At 61.1% G+C, this 20,956-nt stretch carries 25 protein-coding genes and 2 pseudogenes; 5 read left to right on the forward strand and 22 right to left on the reverse strand.

Annotated elements, in window-relative coordinates; translation table 11 throughout:
* Positions 1 to 9: 9 nt before the first annotated feature.
* The gene (locus HX866_RS15095; protein WP_177140054.1) at positions 10 to 3,744 is read right to left on the reverse strand and encodes a dermonecrotic toxin domain-containing protein; all 3,735 of its coding nucleotides are present in this window, start codon (positions 3,742 to 3,744) and stop codon (positions 10 to 12) included.
* A 377-nt stretch (positions 3,745 to 4,121) separates the two neighbouring features.
* On the reverse strand, positions 4,122 to 4,934 hold the full coding sequence (locus HX866_RS15100; protein ID WP_177140055.1) for a DNA/RNA non-specific endonuclease: 813 nt from the start codon (positions 4,932 to 4,934) through the stop codon (positions 4,122 to 4,124).
* A gap of 184 nt (positions 4,935 to 5,118) precedes the next feature.
* On the opposite strand from HX866_RS15100, the gene HX866_RS15105 reads away from it, so the two are divergent.
* Entirely contained in the window at positions 5,119 to 5,346 is a 228-nt protein-coding gene (locus tag HX866_RS15105) for a YheU family protein (RefSeq protein ID WP_177092527.1), read from the forward strand.
* Between the two features lie 3 nt (positions 5,347 to 5,349).
* On the opposite strand, the gene csrA is transcribed toward HX866_RS15105, so the two are convergent.
* From csrA to HX866_RS15120, 3 genes are all read right to left on the reverse strand, one after another.
* Positions 5,350 to 5,550, reverse strand: a complete 201-nt coding sequence (gene csrA / locus HX866_RS15110) for a carbon storage regulator CsrA (RefSeq protein ID WP_177092528.1) — start codon at positions 5,548 to 5,550, stop codon at positions 5,350 to 5,352.
* A gap of 168 nt (positions 5,551 to 5,718) precedes the next feature.
* Entirely contained in the window at positions 5,719 to 6,051 is a 333-nt protein-coding gene (locus HX866_RS15115; protein ID WP_177124988.1) for a YnfA family protein, read from the reverse strand.
* Between the two features lie 65 nt (positions 6,052 to 6,116).
* Positions 6,117 to 6,932 carry an SDR family oxidoreductase gene (locus HX866_RS15120; RefSeq protein WP_177092530.1) on the reverse strand — a complete coding sequence of 272 codons (816 nt, stop codon included), beginning with the start codon at positions 6,930 to 6,932 and terminating at the stop codon, positions 6,117 to 6,119.
* Between the two features lie 319 nt (positions 6,933 to 7,251).
* Here HX866_RS15120 and HX866_RS15125 point away from each other — a divergent pair, with 319 nt between their 5' ends.
* The gene (locus HX866_RS15125; RefSeq protein WP_177092531.1) at positions 7,252 to 7,404 is read left to right on the forward strand and encodes a DUF3309 family protein; all 153 of its coding nucleotides are present in this window, start codon (positions 7,252 to 7,254) and stop codon (positions 7,402 to 7,404) included.
* Here HX866_RS15125 and HX866_RS34360 read toward each other — a convergent pair.
* From HX866_RS34360 to HX866_RS15150, 6 genes and pseudogenes are all read right to left on the reverse strand, one after another.
* Positions 7,399 to 7,491 (reverse strand): annotated as a pseudogene (locus HX866_RS34360) (polyamine aminopropyltransferase); the annotation flags it as partial. The gene HX866_RS15125 and the pseudogene HX866_RS34360 sit on opposite strands and share 6 nt — an antisense overlap.
* Positions 7,487 to 7,657, reverse strand: a complete 171-nt coding sequence (locus tag HX866_RS15130) for a hypothetical protein (protein ID WP_177100174.1) — start codon at positions 7,655 to 7,657, stop codon at positions 7,487 to 7,489. The pseudogene HX866_RS34360 and the gene HX866_RS15130, both read right to left, overlap by 5 nt.
* A 44-nt stretch (positions 7,658 to 7,701) precedes the next feature.
* The gene (locus HX866_RS15135; RefSeq protein WP_177093343.1) at positions 7,702 to 7,890 is read right to left on the reverse strand and encodes a hypothetical protein; all 189 of its coding nucleotides are present in this window, start codon (positions 7,888 to 7,890) and stop codon (positions 7,702 to 7,704) included.
* 242 nt (positions 7,891 to 8,132) lie between these two features.
* A complete protein-coding gene (locus tag HX866_RS15140) occupies positions 8,133 to 8,321 on the reverse strand; it encodes a PLDc N-terminal domain-containing protein (RefSeq protein WP_121138082.1) in 189 nt (62 codons plus the stop codon).
* Between the two features lie 87 nt (positions 8,322 to 8,408).
* The gene (locus tag HX866_RS15145) at positions 8,409 to 8,939 is read right to left on the reverse strand and encodes a hypothetical protein (protein ID WP_177092532.1); all 531 of its coding nucleotides are present in this window, start codon (positions 8,937 to 8,939) and stop codon (positions 8,409 to 8,411) included.
* A gap of 146 nt (positions 8,940 to 9,085) precedes the next feature.
* Positions 9,086 to 9,604, reverse strand: a complete 519-nt coding sequence (locus tag HX866_RS15150; RefSeq protein ID WP_103495928.1) for an ankyrin repeat domain-containing protein — start codon at positions 9,602 to 9,604, stop codon at positions 9,086 to 9,088.
* A 327-nt stretch (positions 9,605 to 9,931) separates the two neighbouring features.
* Between HX866_RS15150 and HX866_RS15155 the strand changes: the two genes are divergently transcribed.
* Positions 9,932 to 10,204, forward strand: a complete 273-nt coding sequence (locus HX866_RS15155) for a DUF3509 domain-containing protein (RefSeq protein WP_177092533.1) — start codon at positions 9,932 to 9,934, stop codon at positions 10,202 to 10,204.
* 77 nt (positions 10,205 to 10,281) lie between these two features.
* On the opposite strand, the pseudogene HX866_RS34365 reads toward HX866_RS15155, so the two are convergent.
* The 6 genes and pseudogenes from HX866_RS34365 to aroC all read right to left on the reverse strand — a co-directional run.
* Positions 10,282 to 10,461 (reverse strand): annotated as a pseudogene (locus HX866_RS34365) (helix-turn-helix domain-containing protein); the annotation flags it as partial.
* A gap of 427 nt (positions 10,462 to 10,888) precedes the next feature.
* The gene (gene mtnC, locus HX866_RS15165; RefSeq protein ID WP_177124989.1) at positions 10,889 to 11,572 is read right to left on the reverse strand and encodes an acireductone synthase; all 684 of its coding nucleotides are present in this window, start codon (positions 11,570 to 11,572) and stop codon (positions 10,889 to 10,891) included.
* Between the two features lie 31 nt (positions 11,573 to 11,603).
* On the reverse strand, positions 11,604 to 12,149 hold the full coding sequence (locus HX866_RS15170) for a 1,2-dihydroxy-3-keto-5-methylthiopentene dioxygenase (protein WP_177092535.1): 546 nt from the start codon (positions 12,147 to 12,149) through the stop codon (positions 11,604 to 11,606).
* A 101-nt stretch (positions 12,150 to 12,250) separates the two neighbouring features.
* Positions 12,251 to 12,871: a methylthioribulose 1-phosphate dehydratase gene (locus HX866_RS15175; RefSeq protein ID WP_177092536.1), complete on the reverse strand. Its 621-nt coding sequence runs from the start codon at positions 12,869 to 12,871 to the stop codon at positions 12,251 to 12,253.
* The gene (locus tag HX866_RS15180) at positions 12,868 to 14,028 is read right to left on the reverse strand and encodes an MFS transporter (RefSeq protein ID WP_177140056.1); all 1,161 of its coding nucleotides are present in this window, start codon (positions 14,026 to 14,028) and stop codon (positions 12,868 to 12,870) included. Before HX866_RS15180 ends, HX866_RS15175 begins: the two co-directional genes overlap by 4 nt.
* Positions 14,028 to 15,119 carry a chorismate synthase gene (aroC, locus tag HX866_RS15185; protein ID WP_177092538.1) on the reverse strand — a complete coding sequence of 364 codons (1,092 nt, stop codon included), beginning with the start codon at positions 15,117 to 15,119 and terminating at the stop codon, positions 14,028 to 14,030. The genes HX866_RS15180 and aroC overlap by 1 nt, the downstream gene beginning before the upstream one ends.
* Before the next feature lie 127 nt (positions 15,120 to 15,246).
* On the opposite strand from aroC, the gene HX866_RS15190 reads away from it, so the two are divergent.
* Together HX866_RS15190 and HX866_RS15195 are read left to right on the forward strand one after the other, a co-directional pair.
* Entirely contained in the window at positions 15,247 to 16,200 is a 954-nt protein-coding gene (locus HX866_RS15190) for an alpha/beta hydrolase (protein WP_256344929.1), read from the forward strand.
* A gap of 244 nt (positions 16,201 to 16,444) precedes the next feature.
* Positions 16,445 to 17,239 carry a hypothetical protein gene (locus HX866_RS15195; RefSeq protein WP_177140058.1) on the forward strand — a complete coding sequence of 265 codons (795 nt, stop codon included), beginning with the start codon at positions 16,445 to 16,447 and terminating at the stop codon, positions 17,237 to 17,239.
* 54 nt (positions 17,240 to 17,293) lie between these two features.
* Here HX866_RS15195 and HX866_RS15200 read toward each other — a convergent pair whose 3' ends face one another.
* The 5 genes from HX866_RS15200 to motD all read right to left on the reverse strand — a co-directional run bounded on the left by HX866_RS15200 (position 17,294) and on the right by motD (position 20,954).
* Positions 17,294 to 17,686: a DUF2802 domain-containing protein gene (locus HX866_RS15200; RefSeq protein ID WP_177092541.1), complete on the reverse strand. Its 393-nt coding sequence runs from the start codon at positions 17,684 to 17,686 to the stop codon at positions 17,294 to 17,296.
* A complete protein-coding gene (locus HX866_RS15205) occupies positions 17,687 to 18,169 on the reverse strand; it encodes a chemotaxis protein CheW (protein ID WP_040069887.1) in 483 nt (160 codons plus the stop codon). It lies immediately after the preceding gene.
* A gap of 73 nt (positions 18,170 to 18,242) precedes the next feature.
* Positions 18,243 to 19,142, reverse strand: coding sequence for a CheW domain-containing protein (locus HX866_RS15210; RefSeq protein ID WP_177092542.1), 900 nt, complete (start codon positions 19,140 to 19,142; stop codon positions 18,243 to 18,245).
* 84 nt (positions 19,143 to 19,226) lie between these two features.
* Positions 19,227 to 20,015, reverse strand: a complete 789-nt coding sequence (locus HX866_RS15215; protein ID WP_177092543.1) for a ParA family protein — start codon at positions 20,013 to 20,015, stop codon at positions 19,227 to 19,229.
* Positions 20,016 to 20,066: 51 nt separating this feature from the next.
* Positions 20,067 to 20,954 carry a flagellar motor protein MotD gene (motD, locus tag HX866_RS15220; protein WP_177092544.1) on the reverse strand — a complete coding sequence of 296 codons (888 nt, stop codon included), beginning with the start codon at positions 20,952 to 20,954 and terminating at the stop codon, positions 20,067 to 20,069.
* Positions 20,955 to 20,956 lie beyond the last annotated feature (2 nt).

The raw sequence follows: 20,956 nt of genomic DNA on the forward strand, positions 1-20,956 counted from the left end.
TATCCTTTTTTAAAAGCTCGCCGCCGCGACCTGCTTCTCCAGGGCGGCGACCAGCGTCTCCAGGGTCTCGGTACAGCTCTGCGGTCCATCGGCATAGCTGAACAGTGCTTCACGCAAGACCGTGTCATGGGTGGCGGCATCGACGATCGACCAGACACGCAGGGCCGTCTCCTCTTGCGTCCACGGGTTCTGCTCCCGCGACCACAGGTGCAGACGCCAGAACAGCAGGAAAAAACCCTCGGCCATCGGCTCGGCACGCAAGCGCTGCCATTTCAACTTCTGTGCGGCCAACCGCTCCTGACAAGCGGTCGTTACCGGCTCCGCCGGATCGCAGGGCTCGATCCAGGCATCCTCTTCCTCTTGTGCGCTGCCACGCAGCGGAAGTGGCGCCACACCCAGGCTGATTCCCGCGTTCTGCTTGAGCGCCGCCAACCGGCGAAGGTTTTCTTCGGACAAGGGATTGCCCTGCAAGCCGATATAACGCGTGACCGCAGCAGGCGCATTGAACAATTCGGGGGGGATCGAGGCGATCCTGTTGTTGCGCAAGTCCAGCGCCTCCAGGGCAATGTGCGTGAACAAGCCGTTCGGCCAACGGTCGATGCCCGTATCGCGCAGCATCAGTCGCCGCAAGACCGGCAAGCCCCCCAGATCCGGAAGCTGAGCGAGGGGATTGCCATTGAGATTGAGGGTTTCCAGCGATGCCATGGTCGTCAGCAACGCCGCACTGTCTGCGCCCAGGGAAATCTGATTGCCTTGCAGGTACAGATGGGTCAGTTGCGCCATCTCGAACAAGGCCTCCGGTAAAGCGGTCAACCGGTTGTCGCCAAGATCCAGCTCAAGCAATCCGCTGAAGCGGTTGAGAAAACCCTGGTCGGCATCCGTCAATGCCATATTCCGGGCAATCAGCTCGCTGACGTGGCCGAAATCGATCTCCCGGTCCAGCTCCGGCAAACGGCCCACGCGCATCCCTTGCAGGTCGAGCGTCACCCGAACCCTTGCCCCTGCCGGCCCCCAGCCCCCCTGCTCCCAGGCCCGCTTGATCGAATACGCCAGCTGCTTTCGGCTCGCCGCCGTGCTCCCGGTGGCGGACAACGGGTCATCGAGCGAATCGGCCGCTTCAACCCAGGTCAGCAATTGAGCCTTGAGCCGGGCGCTTTCTCGCTCACGCAACTCGAGCAACGCGACAGCCTGCTGCGCCGTCCCCAACGATTGCAGATACGTGCGGATATGCACCATCGGTAACAATGGGTAGAGCTGATTCACCCGGGCAATCAGGGTGTGCCGTCGTGAGTCGCCAGGAGCGCTCTCCAACAAGGGATAGCCCTGCGGCTCTTCGTGTAGCACCCGTCTGGACAAGGCACACAAGCGTGCCGCCTGGTGACGATGCCTGAGCGCCAGCTCGACCAGCGCCTCACGCATGGGCTCAGGCCGGTTGAAGCCCAGGGCCCTGCAGTGTTCAGACAACAACGCCAGGAGCACGGCCTGCAACAGGCTGGCGACCGAGACCAGAGGCTGATTCGACGCATCCAGCACCTGGTATTCATTGCCGCGTTGCTCGTTGGCGGACAGGTGTCGCTTGAACGCAGCGGACTCAGGCCCCAGGGCGAAGGTCGTGACGCCCTGTCCCGCCTGACGCGTGTAGTGCAACTCCAATCGCAGGTTGTCCGGCCAACCGGGCAAGCGCTCGAGCATATGGAACGCCAGGCAGTCGGTCTCGAAGGTGGCCCGGTCATTGAGGAGAAAATCGGCGTTGACGCGGTTGACCGTCAGTTCCACCCGACGCCGCAAGGCGGTCTCGGACAAGGCCAGGGGTATGCGCCCCTGAACCAGCAACCGATAACGTTGCACATCATTGGCATCGGCAATCAGCTCGCGTTCCACACACGCGGGTAATTCGGGAAAAAATTGCCGGGGCAACGGCTCGACAACCGAGGTGACCAGCACCTCGGCGGCACCGCCCGAGGCCTCGCGCTGGCGGGCTCGCCTGAGACTTTCGGTGAGCGTTCGCGGCACGGGCAACAAGTCGACATGCAGCCGCCGCAGGACAGCAGCACTGGTGCCGGTCACCTTGAGCACTTGCTGCAAGACCGCATCGGACAGCCCTTCGGCGATCGGGCCGAGGCGACGAAACAGATAAATTTCATCGGACCATTTCGCCGGATTTTCGAACGCAAACCGCCAGGCCCCTTCGCCGTTGTGCAGGACCAGGGGCGAATAGGCACCCGCGCGGGTCGGATGCTTGAGACGTCGGCGACCGTCGAATGCCTGATCGTCCAGGCGGTAGACTTTGCCGTCGATGCGCACATAACGCCCGTCACCGTCACTCAGCAGTCCCTGGGCATCCGGCTCGTTCACAAGCAGCGCACGTCGATGCTCGTAGGGACCCGGGTCGGGATTCCACAAGCGCAGGACGCGCTGCTCATCCATGATCGCGATCAGACCTGCGCAGAAGTCTGACTCCAACGGCCGACCACGCGCCCAGAACAGCTGCTCGCGCTCGCCCGGCTCCAGGTCGAGCAGATTGATCATCTGCGCCATCAGCGTATCGATCAACCCCAGGCGATCCCGCGCCCGCCAGTCCCGCCAGCCTTCGTAAAACAGATCGAACAGGCCCCGGGAGCGGCCGCCCAACACCAACGCCCCCGGCTCCGGCAGACCGTAGAGCGACAATTGTGCCGCCGACACTCCCCGCTCGTGCCAGCGCCGCCAGCGTGCCTGGCGTTCCGCCCGGGACTCGGTACCGGTGGGAATGGCCAGCTCACGCGCATCATTGACCAGCTTGGTGAGCTGCAAGCGCACCAGTTCGCGGAACAGATCAACCGAAACCGGCTCGGTGGTGAACAACCAGCACGCGCCCCCACGGGAATACTCGGTAGCCTGCTCCAACACAGCCTTGTCGAACTCGGGCAGCAGGCGGTAATCCACCAGGCGATCGATAAAATACCGATAGTCCGTACCCATGCCGATCTTCTGCGCCAACCAGTCGGAAAACGCCGCCATCGATACATGTTCCCGGAACGGGCAAGCCGGCTCGTTCGGCAGGTACACCACACACGCCCCACTCTCCAGGGTCGGAGCATTCGCTGCGGTAAACAGCAATCCCCCTTCCAGGGCGGCCCCCAGCATCGACAGATGGCTGACCTGAACCGGCTGACCGGCCCATTTGACCGAGCGCTCCAGATTCAACACCCGGCAGAGCATTTCATAGGCCGGCTGTTCGATATCGTTGTTCAGATACGCAATATGGGCATCGAACAGCATGCCGGCCTGACGATGCCGCTCCAGCAGAAAAGACAAACGGGGATCGGGCATCGGCACGGGCTCCGCTCCCGGAAACCACGGGCAATGGAAAATGCTCTGCAAGTGCTCCTGATAACGACCGCCCAGGTCCAGCTCACGAAAAATCTGCGCCAGGGTATGTGGCTCGACATCCTGCTGCAGGTAGCCGCCGGCGGCCAGCGGACGGCGCACGACAGTGCCGACGGTAAAACCCGAGGCTGACGTCTCGACGCGAGCGAAACTTTGCAAGGCGCTGTCAAGCAGGGAGCGCGCCGGAAGGTCCGAGGCGCCTGTGTCGGCATCGGTATCCGGCGCGATAAACAGGCAATCAAGGCGGGGATCCAGCCGGCCCAGGCCATTATCCGCCAAGGCCTGGACCACCCGCGGCGCGGCAAATTGCGCCAGGGGCTGATACTGGTTGAGCGCCGCGTCTATTTCATCGCGGTAATACTCGCTCAACCTCATGCTTTCGCCCAAGGCGGGCCACAGATCACACTCGGCGGCCCTGCGTCTGAGATAACGTGGGGCGTTTTGGGCAAAAACGCTCTCGCTTCGAAAACCGTGCTGCTCCTGCGGCATTAAACGTTGCTCGCCGGCATTCAACTCTTTCAACATACTGAAATACCCTTTCGTCCATGTCCATCGAGGGTATCAGCCTGCCGAGGCGTGAAAATCTCAAAAAATCTATTACTTATCAGTAAGTTAAATCATAAATCCAAATCTTTTGGATAGCCGGGTAACACCTCGGCGCGCAACACGCCGCGCCATCGGAACCCATCCGCCGAGCAGCCACGGTCGCGCGATTTTTCATCACGATTGGGCAGGGAAAATGTTGGCTGAGCTCAGCCCAGGTCGCAGTCCCGTGGCCGGGGCCAGGTACGCGCGGGTTTCTGCGCCTTGACCTCCTCGCTCGCCTGGATGCCGACGCTGTCCGTCCCCAGCAATGCCTCCAGCTCCGCGATGCTGAGAATGTAGCGATCCAGCGGCTCCAGCGTCGCCTGGTTGGGGATGTACCAACTGATGGCCCGGGTCTTGCCCTCCGCGTCGGTGGTCAAGATGGTTTTCCAGAAGGCATCAGGCGTGCGGATACCATGGGACTCGAGGAAGAAATCATTCACCGGGTTGTCGTAGACCAGCCCACCGTAGACCTGTACCGGCGCCAGGTCGCGATAGCACTCCGAAACCTCCTCCGTCTGCACCCAGATCCCCTGGTTGAAGCGCGCGGCCTGGGGCACGATATTGCTCATGTAGTGGGCCTGGCGAATCGCCAGATTGCTGTGGTCCATTTGATTGGAGGGCACCAGGTGCCCCCGATCCCAACCGGGCACCGCGCTGTAGCCTCTGGCGGAAAGTTGCGTCGGGCACCCGGCGGGGAGGTCGGGGTCGAGTTCAAAACCCCTGGGCCGCTTTACATTGCCCTTGTCCGCGTTCAACTGATAGGCGTACCTCAGTGCTGTGCGGTTTTCACAGTCATAGGTCAGGGTAAAACCCTCGCGGACCAGGGTGATCTGCCCGGGCGCAGGCGCCAGCTCGGGCAGCGGCGAGACACAACCGCCAAGGCCCAGCAACAGCCCCCCCAGGAGCGCTCGGCGACCGGCACTGGAAAAAACCAGGTGCAAGACCGGCCCGATGGGCTGTACTACAATGCTGTTCATTTTGTTGCTCCTCACCGATAACGAACTGCCCTTCGCAGTCCACCGGGAAGAGAACATTCTTTTTTTGCCTATGTCTGTCAGAACGGGACGAAACAGGCGAGGGGCCTGTCTTACACCTTGACGTTATAGCCCGACAGGCCTTGGCACAGTAGCATCAGGCCCCCTAGCCGCCAGAGACGATTCCATGCTGATTCCCTATGACCAACTGGAACCCGATACCCTCACCCGCCTGATCGAAGACTTCGTCAGCCGCGACGGTACCGATAACGGTGACGACACCCCCCAGGAGACCCGCGTGCTGCGTGTACGCCACGCGTTGAGCAAAGGCCAGGCGGTGATCCTCTTCGATATCGAAAGCGAGCAATGCCAGTTGCTGCCCAGGCACGCGGTGCCGAAAGAGTTTTTCGACTGATCGTCAGACAACGGAGTCGCGGACAGGCTCGGGGTCGCTCAGTTGGGTCAGGATCCGACGGTAGATTTCCGCACGGTGCACATTGACGTTCTTCGGTGCCTCGACACCGAAACGAACGTGATTACCGTTAATGGCGAGAATTCGCACGGTGATGTTATCGCCGATGGAAATCATCTCGCCGACAACGCGGCTCAGTACAAGCATGGCACTCAATCCTCAAGGGTTTATGAGCACCCAAGACTGCCCGGCCCGATGAGCCTCTTCAATGCAGGCACGGCAAATCAGCCGGCCCTGACCGACAGCATCGACTCGCCCTACAGAATCAGATTACTTACTTGCTCAGGTCAGAGAGTTTACCGAGGAGAGCTGGATTCAGGACTGTGAAAAGCGCGGCCCCAACAGGATGATGCTCGCACCAAGGACGCAGAGCGCGGCGCCCAGCCAGTCGGAACCGAGAGGACGAACGCGCTCGATCAGGCCCAGCCAGGCAATGGAAGCAATGATGTAGATACCGCCGTAGGCCGCGTAGGCGCGACCGGCATAGGTCGCCTCGACCCGGGTCAGCAACAGTGCAAACAGCGTCAGGCTCAATAGCGCCGGGGCGATCCACCAGGCGCTCTTACCCAATCGCAGCCACATCCAGAAGGCATAACATCCGGCGATTTCAAACAGCGCCGCGAGAAAGAACCACAGATAGTTGATCACAATAAACGCCCGTCAGGATTGCACATTGCTGACAACCCTAACCAGCCGTCCTTTCACCGGCAAGCTCAATGCGGGGCTTGTTTGGCCTTGGCTCGCATCTTGTCGGCCATCACGGTCATTTCGTCATAGAGCAACTGTGGATTCTTCTGTTTGAGGGCCCAGGCCATGCGCCCTTGCTCGTGGGGCAGAATCATGAATTCGCCCAGGCCGACCTGGGTATAGATGTAGTCGGCGATGTCGCTGGCGCTGATCGGCGAACTTTCCAGCAGCTTGCCGACCTGGGCCTTCATCGCTGGCGTAGGACCACGGAAAGAGTCCAGCAGATTGGTCTGGAAAAACGACGGGCAGACCACGTGCACAGCGACTTCCTGTTGCGCCAGTTCGATCAGCAGGCTTTCCGACAACGCCACCACACCGGCCTTGGCCACGTTGTAGTTGCTCATGGCCGGGCCCTGCATCAGTGCCGCCATGGAGGCGATATTGATGATCTTGCCCTTGCTCTGTTCCAACAGTGGCAGGAACGCCTTGCAGCCCTTGACGACCCCCATCAGGTTGATCGCGATCTGCCAGTCCCAGTCTTCCAGGGACAGTTCACTGAAGAACCCGCCCGAGGCGACGCCGGCGTTGTTGACGATCACATCGATGCCGCCGAACTTGACCTCGCAGGCCTGGGCAAAGGCGGTCAGCTGGCTGTAGTCACGCACGTCACAGCGCTGGGTGAAACCGTCGCCACCGGCTTCACGCACCAGCCTCAGGGTTTCTTGCAGACCCGGTTCGCTGACATCCGACAGCGCCAGACGCCAGCCTTCGCGGGCCCAGCGCAGTGCGATTTCGCGGCCAAGGCCGGAGCCGGCGCCAGTGATCATGATGCGATTGTGCATAGCAGATGCCTTGTGGGTTCTGAGGACGATGATCGGCAGTGTAGCGAAGGACGATCAAAGGCCCATGCACCATCAGATTGCTGAATGCTCCAGGCAAAGTGGTAACCGAGGGGACCGTCGGGGGAAGCGTAGTTTCATGGTTCGACACCGTTGATGGGGCAACGGTCGATCAATCAAACCACTAGGACGAAGGGTCGCGATTGATCGGGAAAAAATTGAATTTTCTTCTCGGCGCTCAAGTCGGACTTAGTAAGCAGCTTGTGATTCAACAGCTGAACGTGCGCGATAGCACTTCGAAAAACAGAACAGGGAAAGCACCATGAGTCTTATTCTGATCGTCATCCTGATCCTGCTGCTGGTCGGCGGCCTGCCCGTGTTCCCCCACTCCAGAAGTTGGGGTTACGGTCCATCGGGCGTGATCGGGACAGTATTGATCGTACTGCTGATTCTGCTCCTGCTGGGCAGGATATAAGCTGCGCAGGCGTCCCGCAGTGGTCTGTACTTCGGACAACTGCATGAACGGCGTGCCGTTCTGGGTCACCAGGATGCCGCCTTCATTCTTCGTGCAGCAACTTGTCCATGCGAAAGCGCTGACCGTAACCTGCGTAGAGGATTTCAGGCGTGCGGCTCATGGCAAGTGCTCCGGTGAATTCGAGTGGCAATGGGCGCGGGCGACCATTGCCCCGGTAATCCGAGAAAGGCGCGCATCCTACGTCGCGAACCATGACAGGTAGAACCGTCCCAGGACAAAGGCCACCGGCTTACCCGGTCAAGGAACGAGATATTTGATCAGCAGTGCGGTGACCGTCGATACCGTGCCAACAAAACCAACGGCAATCGCAACCGGGTACCAGAATGTTTCCCGGGTCATCTTTCCCGCTTCGGCATTGAGCTTGCGCTGCTCGGCGATAAGCTTGGCAATCTCGACATGGGTTCTCTCAAGCTGGGCCTGTTCCATACTCATCTCCTGCATGGGCTAATCCTTTAGCATTGGGTTTCGGGGCAGCACCTCCCTTGAATTCAGGTGAGGCCGGGGGACAAAGCTTCCAAGCTTTTTACCTTGTTCAAACCCTAGGACTTCATCCGCGCAAATACCATCAGCCGCCTGCAACCAAAATCGTAGGCAATTTCCGAGACGAGATCAGAATCTGCCGCATCCGTGCCCGGGTTGGCCCCTTGCTTGAGATTGCACTCAGGCCACTAGCGCAAATTGCCACGCGGCCCGGCGATGGCCCAGATGATCAGGCCGAGCACCGGCAGCAGGATGATCAGCAATATCCAGAGGATCTTCATCCCGGTTTCGGCACCGCTTTTCAGCACGTTGAGGATGGCCCAGATATCCAGCGCCAGGATGATCAGGCCGATCAGGCCGTTGAAAGTGGAACCCATGGTCTTGCTCCTTGATGAGGATCTGCCCCCATAGGATAGCCGGCCACCGCCAGGGTTCACTTTATTACCGCACTCTCGATCGCGGACTCAGACGTGCAGAGCGATCCGCAGGGCTTCCAGGGACGGCGCAGCGCTGATACCGACTTCTTCGCACAGGGCCAGTACCCGCGGCAGGTCATTGCCGTAGACCAGCACCGCCTGGAGTTCGTCGTCGAGCAACTGGCTGAAATTCACCAGCACGTAGCCGCCCATTTCCGGGTTCATGCTGCTCAGTTGGACCTGGATGCGATTCAAGGCGGTCAAGGCCTCGACCTTGGCCAACTGCTTGGGCTTGATATTGAAAGGCACATCCTTGCCGAAGGACTCGACGATCCGGGCGAACAGATCCATGTAGGTGTCAGCCTGGAACAGCACGGTCTCGGGCAAGCTGCCGACCACCACCCACTCGCCCAGGGGCATCGGAAAGCTGTCGTCGTAGTTGATGTCCGGATTGGCCGCCAGGAAGCCGGCCTGGTCGGCGTAGGCCTGGGCTGCTTCATCGGCGATCTGCAGGATTTCGGCCTCGCTCATGCAGCCGGAGCTGATTTTACTGATGAGTTCGACGAGGGCGGTTTTCATGGGCAGGTCCTGCAGCGGGGAAAATGACGGCCGCGAAGGATACACCAATTCACACCAAGGGCTGGATGGCCGGCGATGGCAACCGTGTACCCGGTACCGGGTTCAACGGCCTCATCGCCGGCAAGGCTGACGTTTGCAACAGCGTGTCAGCCGAGAATTTTCTGCAACTGCGCCGCCGTGTCCTGGGCGCCCATGGTCTGCGCCGCGGCCAATGCGGTGACGCCGTTGGCGTCCTGGGCCCGGGGATCGGCGCCCTGGCTGAGCAGGTAGTCGACAATGGTCGTGCGATTGAACATCGCGGCCATCATCAGCGCCGTGCGACCGTCCTTCGACGTCCCCTCGACCTGGGCCCCGCCTTCGATCAACAACCGGACCATTTCCAGGTCGCCCTTGAACGCCGCACCGGCAATCGGGCTCTGGCCGTTGTCGTTTTGTATCTGCGGGTCGGCCTTGTGCTCCAGCAACACACGCACCGCATCGGCATGCCCGTGATAACTGGCCAGCATCAGCAAGGTGTCGCCCTTGTGGTTACGCAGATTCGGCGGCAGACCTTTGCTCAACAGGGCTGCCAGCATCGGCGCATCGCCCTTGCGCGCGACATCGAACACCTGCTCGGCAAACTCGGCGGCTTGGTCTTCGGTCATTTGTCGGGCCTGATCGGACATGGGATTCTCCTTGGCGTTGCTCGGACAGAGCGTTAAAGGCCTCCAGTTTCCCGAGCCTCCCGCTCGCTGTCATGCCTTATTTCTCAAGCGCATTCATAGAGACAATCAATAGAAGCCACGGGACAGCCCGACGCCAGGCCCGCAGCGGACGGCCAAACATCGGCAAAATGCAGGATGCACGATGGCCTTTCTTGCAAAATGCACGATCGAGCAAACTCAACAAAATCATAACTTACTGTTTTATAAGGATTTTATTAAAAATCCATACTGGCACAATCACTGCACCTATGACTTCATGCCCTTCATGCGCTAAAGGAGTCCATAGACATGAGCCTGATCCAGGAAAAGTTCGCTTCGGTGTTTTCCAACTACAAGGTCACGACCCAACCGCGCCCGGATGGCGGTATTCTGCTGACCCTGCAGGACAGCAACGGCAAGTCAGTCAGGCGTTCGGTTTCCTACGCGCAACTTCACACCGCGGAACAACTCACCTGGGTGATCAGCGCCATTCGCCGCGACCTCGCCAGCGAGCCCGGTGAACTGCCGTCCATCGCCCAACTGCAAAGCCAGAATCGTTTTGCCCTGCCGACCTACCAATAAACAGCCAGCCAAAAGCCGGAGCCTGTCGTGCCTCAAGGCGCAGCTTCGGCTTGTCGCTTGAAACGCTCCATGCCCTGTCACACCAATCCACGATTCACCGCCTCTCCCACGGCATGGGCACGGTTACTCACACCCAGCTTGTGATAGATATTGCGTAGATGAAACTTCACCGTCGCTTCGGAAACATCGCGAATGACGCTGATTTCCCAGACGGTCTTGCCCGCCCGCGCCCAACGCAATACTTCCAGTTCCTTTTCGCTCAGCGTCTTGCTCTTTGAAAGCCGGCATCGTCGGGGTTTACCCAGCGTCGGCAGAACGACGACGTGGGACGACTCCTGGGTGCCAGGAATAAAGTCCTGTTTATGCCGCCCTCGCGAATCGGCAATATCGACCACCTTGCACGAAACCCTGTGCACGGTATCGGCACCCGGCATCTCGGGAACGTTCATCATTGTTTCTCCCTCTGGTTTCAATAGATCATCCAGCCGTGACTAACTCTTATTGGCCACAGATAAACACCCATCAAAAAACAGAGAGTTACACAGAAAGGAGATTTAACAAGCAACCACAAACACAAACAGGGATGCCCGACATTTCAACAGGCAATTTCCTACAACTCAAAGTACAAAAGGCCGACTCAAGTTTTAATCAAGCCGACCGCCCATGCGTTGTTTAACGCCTTGACTAGAGTGTCGTCAGATCAATCCCGGCAAAGTTGCTCACATTCGGGTGGCCGGGCAACTCTCCACCATCGCGTACCAGGCCGTACGTCAGCATGCCGGCCTGCCGTGCGGCGTCGAGCTCTTCGACGATATCCGAGAGGAACAGGATCTGGTTCGCCGGGCAACCGATGGCCTCACTGATATGCCGATAGGACTGGACCTCGCGCTTGGGGCCGGAGGTGGTATCGAAATAGCCGCTGAACAATGGCGACAGGTCGCCCGCTTCGGAACAGCCGAAGATCAGCTTCTGCGCCTGGATCGAGCCCGAGGAATACACATACAGTGCATAACCCTGCCCATGCCAATCCTGCAGCGCCTGGACCGCATCCGGGTACACATGCCCCTTGAGCTGGCCGGCGGCGTAGCCCTGCTGCCAGACCATACCTTGCAAGGCCTTGAGCGGCGTGGCCTTGCGGTCTTCGGCAATCCAGCCGAGGAGTATCTCGATCACCCGCTCGACATCCGCCGCCGGCTCACCGCTGTCCAGCCGCACCGCCCCCAGTTGCACCGCCACCTCAGGCCGTTCGGCGTGTTGCCGGACAAAATCCGGCAGATGCCTGGCCGCGTAGGGAAACAGCACGTCGAAGACGAAGCTCACGGCGCTGGTGGTGCCTTCGATATCCGTAAGGATGGCTTTGATCGGCATGTCAGGTCCTTCTGGGTGGAGAGTGGCGGACTCAGTCTTCGAGACGCGGGAAACGGCTGGCGATGTCCTCACCGGTGAACTGGGCGACCCAGCCTTCGGGGTTGTTGAACAGGCGAATGGCAACGAAATGTGGATGTTCACCCATGTCGAACCAGTGCGGCGTGCCGGCCGGAACCGAAATCAGATCGTTCTTTTCACAGAGCACCCCATAGACATATTCGCCAATGTGCAGCGTGAACAGACCACGACCGGCAACGAAAAAACGCACTTCGTCTTCGGCGTGCCGGTGCTCGTCGAGAAACTTGGCGCGCAATTCGGCCTTCTGCGGGTGATCGCTGTTCAGGCTGACCACGTCGACGGTGATATAGCCGTGCTCGGTCATCAAGCGGTCGATCTGTACCTGGTAAGCGGCGATCACTTCTTCCTGGCTGGCACCCGGCTGAATCGGCGCCGCGGCTTGCCAACGCTCGAAGCGCACCCCTTGCTCGGCCAGGGTCGAAGTGATGTCGTCGACGTGGGTCAGGACCTTGTTCGGGAGGTCCGGGGATGAAATGTGGTAAACGGACAGGCTGCTCATGGGACTCTATTCCTCGACTGGACTCAGCGTCGGCCTGCTCTAGGGGCCGGTCCGACGCGCCGGATAATCAGACAATCAACCGCTCACGCAAAAATCGCTCTTCAGGAAGGCCGCAGCGAACGGACTTTCAGCTCACATTCAAAAAGAAACTCGAACGCTTCGATCTGGCGCAGGGCATCACTCATGCGAGCCCCCCAGGTGTAGAGGCCGTGCCCGCGAATCAGGTAGCCGACACATTCGGGATGCATGTCGAGCCAAGGCTGCACCTTGGCCGCCAGCCGCGCAATATCCTGGTCGTTATCGAAAATCGGCACCCGCACCCGGGACTCATGGGTCGAAACCCCAGAGAAGGCCTTTTGCAGTTCGTAGTCTTCGAATTCGATGAACTCGCCCGGGGTCATCCGCGACAAAACCGTGGCATTCACCGAATGGGTGTGCAACACCGCGCCGATCTCCGCTCGCCAGTTATAGAGCTGGGTGTGCAGCAAGGTTTCGGCCGAGGGCTTCTTGCCGGGTTCCAGGCTGTTGCCCGCCAGGTCGGTGGCCAGGACATCGTCCAGGCCCAACTGGCCCTTGTGCTTGCCTGACACCGTCAGCAGCACCTGGCGGGTCGACAGGCGGGTCGAATAGTTGCTGCTGGTGGCCGGCGACCAACCGCGACCATACAGAAAGCGCCCGGCTTCGATGATTTCCAGGCTCATTTGTTCACGGGTCAAGCTCATGGCCGCTCCTCTTCCATGCGTGTGGCAATGATAATGGCCGCAGCCAGGGCCGCGAGGCTGGCGATACTGAAGGTCCAGGTCGGTCCCAGGCTGTTCCAGCTATAACCGGCGTACAACGCGCCCATCGCCCCGCCGGTGCCGGACAGTGCGGCATACAACGCCTGCCCCTGGCCCTGCTGGCGGGCGCCGAAGCTACGTTGCACGAAATGGATGGCAGAGGCATGAAAACTGGCGAAAGTCGCCGCATGCAGCACCTGCGCGAACAACAGCACCATCAGGTGATCGGCCAGCGACCCCAGCAACAGCCAGCGCACGGCGGCCAACAGGAAACTGGCCAGCAGCACCCGGCGCACCGAAAAGCGCGCGAGGATCCGGCTCATGGCCAGGAACATCAGCACTTCCGCCACCACCCCCAGCGCCCACAGCAGGCCAATCACCCCGCGAGTGTAGCCAAGGCTTTCCAGGTGCAGGGTCAGGAAGGTGTAGTACGGACCATGGCTCATCTGCATCAGCGCGACACAGGCATAGAAGGCCAGCACCCCGGGGCTGCGCAACTGCCGCAGAAAACCTTCGCCGGCCAGGCGGCTGCCCTGGCTCGGCGGCTGGGCATTGGGCACCCAGGCGCTGCTCAGGATGATGCCCGTCATGATCACCACAATGGCCACCGGATAGATATCCAAACTCAGCCATTCGAACAGGCGTCCGAGCCCCACCACCGTGAGGATAAAACCGATCGAACCCCACAAGCGGATCTGGCTATAGCGCGACGCCTGGCCCTGGACCTTCAGATGCGCCAGGGTAATGACTTCGAACTGCGGCAGCACCGCATGCCAGAAAAACGCGTGCAGGGCCATGACCAGGGCCAGCCAGCCATAACTTTTGTCGAAGAAGATCAGCGAAAACGCGAGCAGGGTGCAGACCGCACCGAAACGCACGATCGCCAGCCGCCGGCCACTGTAGTCGCCCAGCCAGCCCCAGATATTCGGCGCGATACAGCGCATCAGCATGGGAATCGCCACCAGCTCGCCGATACGCGCCGGGGCGAACCCCAGATGGTGGAAGTACAGCGCCAGGAACGGCGCCGTCGCTCCCAGCAAGGCGAAGTAGAACAGGTAGAAGCTGGACAACCGCCAGTAAGGGAGCGACGCCCCCGGCATTACAGCTGGCCCAGTACCGGTGTGCTGACCCGTACGTCCGCATTCTGCCCGCGATGGCGCAGCAGGTGGTCCATCAGCACGATGGCCATCATCGCTTCGGCGATCGGAGTAGCGCGGATGCCCACGCAAGGGTCATGGCGGCCCTTGGTGATCACCTCCACCGGATTACCGTGAACGTCGATGGAGCGGCCCGGCGTGGTGATGCTCGAGGTCGGCTTGAGGGCCAGGTGCGCGACAATCGGTTGACCGGAGGAAATCCCGCCGAGAATGCCGCCGGCGTTGTTGCTGAGGAATCCTTGCGGGGTCAGTTCGTCGCGGTGCTCGGTACCGCGCTGGGCCACACAGGCAAAACCGGCACCGATCTCAACGCCCTTGACCGCGTTGATGCTCATCAGCGCATGGGCCAGTTCGGCATCCAGGCGGTCGAAGATCGGCTCGCCCAGGCCTGGCATCACACCCTCGGCGACCACGGTAATCTTCGCGCCGACCGAATCCTGGTCTCGCCGCAGCTGGTCCATATAGGCCTCCAGCTCGGGGACCTTGTCCGGATCGGGGCAGAAGAAAGCGTTCTGTTCCACCGAGTCCCAGGTCTTGAACGGGATTTCGATAGGACCCAGTTGGCTCATGTAGCCGCGGATAACAATGCCCTGGCTGGCCAGGAATTTCTTCGCAATGGCGCCGGCCGCCACACGCATGGCGGTTTCCCGGGCGGAACTGCGACCGCCGCCACGATAATCGCGCTCGCCGTACTTGTGATGGTAGGTGTAGTCGGCGTGGGCCGGGCGGAACAGATCCTTGATCGCCGAGTAGTCCTTGGACTTCTGGTCGGTGTTGCGGATCAGCAGGCCGATGGCGCAACCCGTGGTGCGGCCTTCGAAAACCCCGGAGAGGATTTCCACTTCGTCGGCTTCCTGACGCTGGGTGGTATGGCGACTGGTGCCCGGCTTGCGGCGGTCGAGGTCGCGCTGCAGGTCGTCCAGGGACAGCTCGAGGCCCGGTGGGCAGCCGTCGACAATGGCGACCAACGCCGGGCCATGGCTTTCGCCTGCGGTGGTGACAGTGAACAGCTTGCCGTAGGTATTGCCGGACATGCAGGGCGCTCCGCGAATCGAGTCTAGATCAAGCGTGTCAGTATACGCAGGCTATTCCCGTAGTTCATCCTCGAACCTTATTCTCGGTGACGAGTCGAACCGACACTCTGTAGATGATGGCGTGATAATGCTGCGATTGATCCTGATGACCCTGGCCCTGTTCAGCGGTTTTGCCCAAGCCTCCGTGCTGCTACAACAACCGATCACCCTCGACACCGGCAGCGGCAAGCTGTTCGGCTCGCTGCTGCTGCCTCGCTCGGATGCTCCGGTGCCGGTGGTGCTGATCGTGTCCGGCTCCGGCCCCACCGATCGCGACGGCAACAATCCCGATGGCGGTCGTACCGACAGCCTCAAGCGCCTGGCCGGGGTGCTGGCCAGCCACAATATCGCCAGTGTGCGCTTCGACAAACGTGGCGTGGCTGCGAGCCTGGCTGCCGCACCCGACGAGCGCACCCTGAGTATCGAGGGCTATACCGCGGACGTGGTGGCCTGGGGCGAAAAGCTCAAGGCCGACCCGCGTTTTGGCCCACTGATCCTGCTCGGCCACAGCGAGGGCGCGCTGATCGCGACCCTGGCGGCGCCCAAGCTGGACGCCGCGGCGCTGATCAGTGTTGCCGGTAGCGGCCGGCCGGTCGACAGCGTGGTCCGCCAGCAATTGGCCAATAACCTGCCGCCGACCTTGATGTTGCGCGCCAACGAACTGCTCGACAGCCTCAAGGCCGGACATCTGGACAACGATATACCCGCGCCGCTGATGCCGATTTTCCGCCCCAGCGTCCAACCCTACTTGATCAGCCTGTTTCGCCAGGACCCGGCGGCGGCCTTCGCCCAGCTGAAGATCCCTACGCTGATTGTCCAGGGCCGCAACGACATCCAGGTCGGCGTCGGCGATGCGGAGGCGCTCAAGGCCGCCAAACCGGACGCGCAACTGGTGCTGATTGCCGGCATGAACCATGTGCTGCGTATCGTGCCCGAGGACATCAAGAGCCAGTTGGCCTCTTACAAAGACCCGCAACTGCCCCTGGCTGCCGAGCTGGGCCAGCGGATCCTCGCCTTTATCGACGGGCTTGCCCGCCACTGACAACACCGCCCCCCTGTAGGAGCAGCCGGTCGACGCTCGATTGCTCGCGATGACGGCCACAAGAGCGATGCAAGCCTCAAGGGCCCCATCGCGAGCAAGCTCGCTCCTACAGGGTTGCGGGTTGTTCGCGAGACCGTGGCGTGATCAACCGGCTGCGCCTACAGTCCTGCTGAAAACGGCCGATAAGCCATTGCCGGTACCGATATTGTGATCGGCAAGCTGGATACGGACAGGATCTTGCCGAATGACTGAACCCCAAGCCTCAACCGAAAGCACTGCCGAAGCCGCCGAAACCCCGGTAGCGGAACTGCCGTGGGCAGATGTCCAGGCCGAGCACTTCAAGCTGCTGCGCCTGGCACCCCTGCCCACCGAGCGCAGCACCGGCGCCCGCCCCTTGCGTTTTGTCCAGTTCGGCTACGCCGAGCGCCATAGCAAGGAGCGCAGCCTGCTGCGCCTGGAGATCCAACTGCCGGGACAACGGGTGCGCAAGGAACAGAACCACCTGGACATGTGGGTCGACCACAGCACCAAGCGCGTACATTTCGGGCCGGAAAGCGGCCTGCAGATCGAACCCGCAAACCGCGGTATCGGACGCTTCCTGGCCGCCCAGGCGGCACTCTGGGCGCAGAAGAAGGGCTCACACTACGTTGTCGATGGCGCCGACCTGCAAAACAAGGACGCCTTGAACGAAGACACCCGACTGCGCCGCGATCACTTCCTGAAGGTCCAGGGTTACGAAGTGGAATACGCGGATGCCCCCCTGCACCTCAAGGGCAGCTACAAAGATGTGCAAGTCGGCGAACTGCGCACGGCGTGGAACACCGAAAAGCTGCAATTCGTCGAAATACTCGAAGCGGCGCAGATGCTGCAAACCGCCGAGCAGAACCTGCTCGAACAGGAAGTGAAACTGCGCCAGCAAGAAGAGCGCGTGGGCAAGTTCAAGCGCGAAGACACCGGCTTGCGCTTCACCATCACCTGCCTGGTGGCCTTTGCGATGTTCCAGGCCGGCTTGCTGATCTGGATCGCCACCCGTCACTGAGACGCACGGCGGCGCCCATCCGAGGGCGCCACGCTCAGGCGGACGGCAAACGCCTCAACCGCGATGCAACTTGCTCATCAACTCCGCTTCAGCCTGGGTCAGGCCGCAGGACTGGGTCAGTTCGTCGACGCTCGCGCCCATCCCCACCAGCCGCGCTGCCTGGGCGAAAGACAGGCTCGACGGATCACGCTGCTCCAGTTGGGCCAGCTTCTCCGGTAACGGCGCGACGACGGCCCGCAACTCGTGCAGGTCCTCGCCCATGCGCACGGTGCCGTTCTGGAAGTTATCCACACGCCGCGCCAGCTCCTTGATGCGCTGGTCCCGCAGCGCATCACCCTCGGCCTGCTGCCCGGCAATCACCCGCTGGTTGCGGGCGTAGACCACAAACATCCCCACGGTCCCGGCCCACAACAGGGCCAGGAGAATTACGGCGACCTCAAGAATCAATCAGATGCTCTCCAGCTCGGACCATTCTTCTTCGCTCATCATCTTGTCCAGCTCAACCAGAATCAGCAGTTCGTTGTTCTTGTTGCACACGCCCTGGATGAATTTGGCCGATTCGTCGTTACCCACGTTTGGCGCGGTTTCGACTTCCGACTGACGCAGATAGACCACTTCCGCAACGCTGTCGACCATGATGCCGACCACTTGCTTGTCAGCCTCGATGATCACGATACGGGTGTTGTCGTTGACTTCGGTCGGCATCAGGCCAAAACGCTGGCGGGTGTCGATCACGGTGACCACGTTGCCGCGCAGGTTGATGATCCCCAGCACGTAGCTCGGGGCGCCGGGTACCGGGGCGATCTCGGTGTAGCGCAGGACTTCCTGGACGCGCATCACGTTGATCCCATAGGACTCGTTATCCAGCTTGAAGGTTACCCATTGCAGGATCGGATCTTCGGAACTCTGTGCGGACGACGACTTATTCATACCCCTGACCCTCAATGACCGTTGATACGGTGTGTGCTCTGGCAAACGTCGCGGGGGGACCGCGATGACGCCGTTATTTGTTCGTTGGTTTACTGGTTGGCTTGTTTGTTTGCAGTTGCTTCACCGCACCGCTGGCAATCAGTTCGGCCAGTTCGGAGACGTCGAGCAACGCACACATGTGTTCAATGACCGTGCCGGCCAGCCACGGCCGTTGTCCACGATGGGTACGCCATTTGATTTCGTTGGGGTCCAGGCGCAAGGAGCGGCTGACCTGATGCACCGCCAGCCCCCACTCATAGCCCTGGACCGAGATCACGTATTGCAGGCCCTGGCGGAAATCGTCGCGATAACGGTCCGGCATCACCCAGCGCGCGGTATCCAACACCTTCAGGTTGCCGGCCTGGCTCGGCAAGATCCCGAGGAACCATTCCGGCTGCCCGAACAAGGGCGTCAGCTCATGCCCCGCCAGTGAATAGATCGAGCCCAGGCACACCAACGGCACCGCCAGGGTCAGCCCGGCGACATCGAACAGCAGGCACTCGAAAGGCTCGGCCGCCCAATGCGGACGCTCGTCGCCTTGCACCGGCGGCGGCGGAATATTCGCGGCGGGAGGCAGATGCACCTCGACCACCGGTTCCACCACCACCGGGGCGACCGGCACCACCTGCGGTATCGCCACCGGCACTTCCAGCAACTGCGGGGTCGGCGCGAGCGCCGTGACCACCGGCGCGGCGATCGGGGCTTGCGCCGCCAAGGCATCGCGGGCCTGTTCTTCAAGCACGGCGGCCTGGAACTCGTCCAGCTCGGTGGCCACGCTCGGCTCCACCAGCAGCGGTACCGAGACGGGCACCTCGACGGCGACGGCGACGGCGATATCCACCGGTAACTCTTCGGTCGCCTCCTGCAGCAGTGCATCCAGGTAGGACTGCAGCGCCACTTGCGGCCGTGTGGTGATTTCAACAGGACGGATCATGTGTATGCCCATGGAGATGTCCCGTTACAGTAACCTGTAAAGGGTATCGGCTGGACAGGCAGATGACTTGAGGACTGGGTCACGTCAGGCCACCTGAGGAATAAGTTGCTGGGTCAGCAGGTGCTTGAGCAGAGCTCGATAAGCCAGCACCCCGCGGCTCTTGCCGTCGAACTGCGACGGAGTGACACCGGCCCGGCTGGCGTCGCGCAGGCGCGTGTCGACCGGGATGTAGCCTTCCCAGATGGTCTCCGGGAACTTGTCACGCAACACCCGCAAGGTGCCCATGGACGCCTGGGTCCGGCGGTCGAACAAGGTCGGCACGATGGTGTAGGGCAAGGCCTGCTTGCGTGAACGGTTGATCATCGCCAGCGTGTTGACCATGCGCTCCAGGCCCTTGACCGCCAAATGCTCGGTCTGCACCGGCACCACCAGTTGCTGGCTCGCCGCCAGGGCGTTGACCATCAGCACGCCCAGCAGCGGTGGGCTGTCGATCACCGCGTAATCGAAGTCCTGCCACAACTGCGCCAGGCTCTTGGCGATCACCAGGCCCAGGCCGCTCTGGCCCGGCGACAAGCGCTCAAGGGTCGCCAGTGCGGTACTGGAGGGCAGCAGGGAAATCCGCTCGTCGCTGGTGGACAGCAGCAATTGCCCGGGCAAGCCCGTGGGCACCGTGCCGCGGTGCTGGAACAGGTCGAAGTTGCTGTGCTCCAGGGTATCGGGGTCATAACCGAAGTAGCTGGTCATCGAGCCGTGGGGGTCGAGGTCGACCACGACCACGCGCTTGCCCGCCTCGGCCAGCAATCCGGCTAAAGCGATGGAGGAAGTGGTCTTACCGACGCCACCCTTTTGATTGGCTACTGCCCAGACTCTCATTCAGTGTATTCCTCCCGGCAGGCGTCAAACCTGCCGAGAAATAGCGCCAAGTTATAGAGCAGGTGCCGGAGATTTGACGGCGTTCTCGCGTACCGCTTGCTTTATCGCTGGCGGTGCAGTTTGTGTGCCAGCACGCTTCAACGCGGCATCCGGTGTTGCATTGGCCGTGCCGGTGCCGGTCAGGCTGCGGCGGACGTCGAGATTACGCGACACCACCAGCACCACCCGACGATTGCGCGCCCGGCCTTCGGCAGTGGCATTGTTGGCCACTGGCTGGAACTCACCATAACCCACCGAGGCCAGGCGGCTGGGGTTGACCCCTTCCATGGCCATCATCCGCACGATACTCGACGAGCGAGCCGAGGACAGCTCCCAGTTGGTGGGGTATTGCGCGGTGCGAATCGGCTGGTCATCGGTAAAGCCTTCGACGTGGATCGGGTTGTCGAAGGGTTTGAGGATCTTCGCCACCTTGTCGATGATGTTGAACGCCATGTCGCTGGGCATCGCATCACCGCTGCCGAACAGCAGGCTGGAGTTGAGTTCGATCTCGACCCACAGCTCGTTGCCACGCACGGTCATCTGGTTGGAACTGATCAGGTCGCCGAAGGCCGCACTGATATCGTCGGCGATGCTCTTGAGTGGATCCTTGGCACCCTGGCCGAGGGCGGCGTCGGTCTGTTCGCTGTCCTTGATCAGTGGCTCGGCCGGCTTGACCGTGACCGGGCGCTCATCACCGATGGGAATCGGCTTGAGGCTGCGGTCGACGTCACTGAACACCCCGACCAGCGCCTGCGAGATCACCTTGTACTTGCCTTCGTTGATCGAGGAAATCGAGTACATGACCACGAAAAAGGCGAACAGCAGCGTGATGAAGTCAGCGTAGGAAACCAGCCAGCGCTCGTGATTCACATGCTCTTCGTGTTGGCGACGTCTGGCCATGT

Source organism: Pseudomonas gingeri, from assembly GCF_013386165.1.
Lineage (GTDB): Bacteria > Pseudomonadota > Gammaproteobacteria > Pseudomonadales > Pseudomonadaceae > Aquipseudomonas > Aquipseudomonas gingeri_C.

Bases quoted from the DNA above. Each gene is read 5' to 3' on its own strand.
- HX866_RS15145 (WP_177092532.1), bottom strand. From the start codon at position 8,939: ATGAAAACCGCCCTCGTCGAACTCATCAGTAAAATCAGCTCCGGCTGC.
- HX866_RS15170 (WP_177092535.1), bottom strand. From the start codon at position 12,149: ATGAGCAGCCTGTCCGTTTACCACATTTCATCCCCGGACCTCCCGAAC.
- HX866_RS15095 (WP_177140054.1), bottom strand. From the start codon at position 3,744: ATGAGGTTGAGCGAGTATTACCGCGATGAAATAGACGCGGCGCTCAAC.
- HX866_RS15205 (WP_040069887.1), bottom strand. From the start codon at position 18,169: ATGAATAAGTCGTCGTCCGCACAGAGTTCCGAAGATCCGATCCTGCAA.
- HX866_RS15135 (WP_177093343.1), bottom strand. From the start codon at position 7,890: ATGGAACAGGCCCAGCTTGAGAGAACCCATGTCGAGATTGCCAAGCTT.
- HX866_RS15215 (WP_177092543.1), bottom strand. From the start codon at position 20,015: ATGAGAGTCTGGGCAGTAGCCAATCAAAAGGGTGGCGTCGGTAAGACC.
- HX866_RS15195 (WP_177140058.1), top strand. From the start codon at position 16,445: ATGACTGAACCCCAAGCCTCAACCGAAAGCACTGCCGAAGCCGCCGAA.
- HX866_RS15140 (WP_121138082.1), bottom strand. From the start codon at position 8,321: ATGGGTTCCACTTTCAACGGCCTGATCGGCCTGATCATCCTGGCGCTG.
- HX866_RS15175 (WP_177092536.1), bottom strand. From the start codon at position 12,871: ATGAGCTTGACCCGTGAACAAATGAGCCTGGAAATCATCGAAGCCGGG.
- HX866_RS15155 (WP_177092533.1), top strand. From the start codon at position 9,932: ATGAGCCTGATCCAGGAAAAGTTCGCTTCGGTGTTTTCCAACTACAAG.
- mtnC (WP_177124989.1), bottom strand. From the start codon at position 11,572: ATGCCGATCAAAGCCATCCTTACGGATATCGAAGGCACCACCAGCGCC.
- HX866_RS15105 (WP_177092527.1), top strand. From the start codon at position 5,119: ATGCTGATTCCCTATGACCAACTGGAACCCGATACCCTCACCCGCCTG.
- HX866_RS15180 (WP_177140056.1), bottom strand. From the start codon at position 14,028: ATGCCGGGGGCGTCGCTCCCTTACTGGCGGTTGTCCAGCTTCTACCTG.
- HX866_RS15150 (WP_103495928.1), bottom strand. From the start codon at position 9,604: ATGTCCGATCAGGCCCGACAAATGACCGAAGACCAAGCCGCCGAGTTT.
- csrA (WP_177092528.1), bottom strand. From the start codon at position 5,550: ATGCTTGTACTGAGCCGCGTTGTCGGCGAGATGATTTCCATCGGCGAT.
- HX866_RS15210 (WP_177092542.1), bottom strand. From the start codon at position 19,142: ATGATCCGTCCTGTTGAAATCACCACACGGCCGCAAGTGGCGCTGCAG.
- HX866_RS15120 (WP_177092530.1), bottom strand. From the start codon at position 6,932: ATGCACAATCGCATCATGATCACTGGCGCCGGCTCCGGCCTTGGCCGC.
- motD (WP_177092544.1), bottom strand. From the start codon at position 20,954: ATGGCCAGACGTCGCCAACACGAAGAGCATGTGAATCACGAGCGCTGG.
- aroC (WP_177092538.1), bottom strand. From the start codon at position 15,119: ATGTCCGGCAATACCTACGGCAAGCTGTTCACTGTCACCACCGCAGGC.
- HX866_RS15130 (WP_177100174.1), bottom strand. From the start codon at position 7,657: ATGGTTCGCGACGTAGGATGCGCGCCTTTCTCGGATTACCGGGGCAAT.
- HX866_RS15190 (WP_256344929.1), top strand. From the start codon at position 15,247: ATGCTGCGATTGATCCTGATGACCCTGGCCCTGTTCAGCGGTTTTGCC.
- HX866_RS15100 (WP_177140055.1), bottom strand. From the start codon at position 4,934: ATGAACAGCATTGTAGTACAGCCCATCGGGCCGGTCTTGCACCTGGTT.
- HX866_RS15125 (WP_177092531.1), top strand. From the start codon at position 7,252: ATGAGTCTTATTCTGATCGTCATCCTGATCCTGCTGCTGGTCGGCGGC.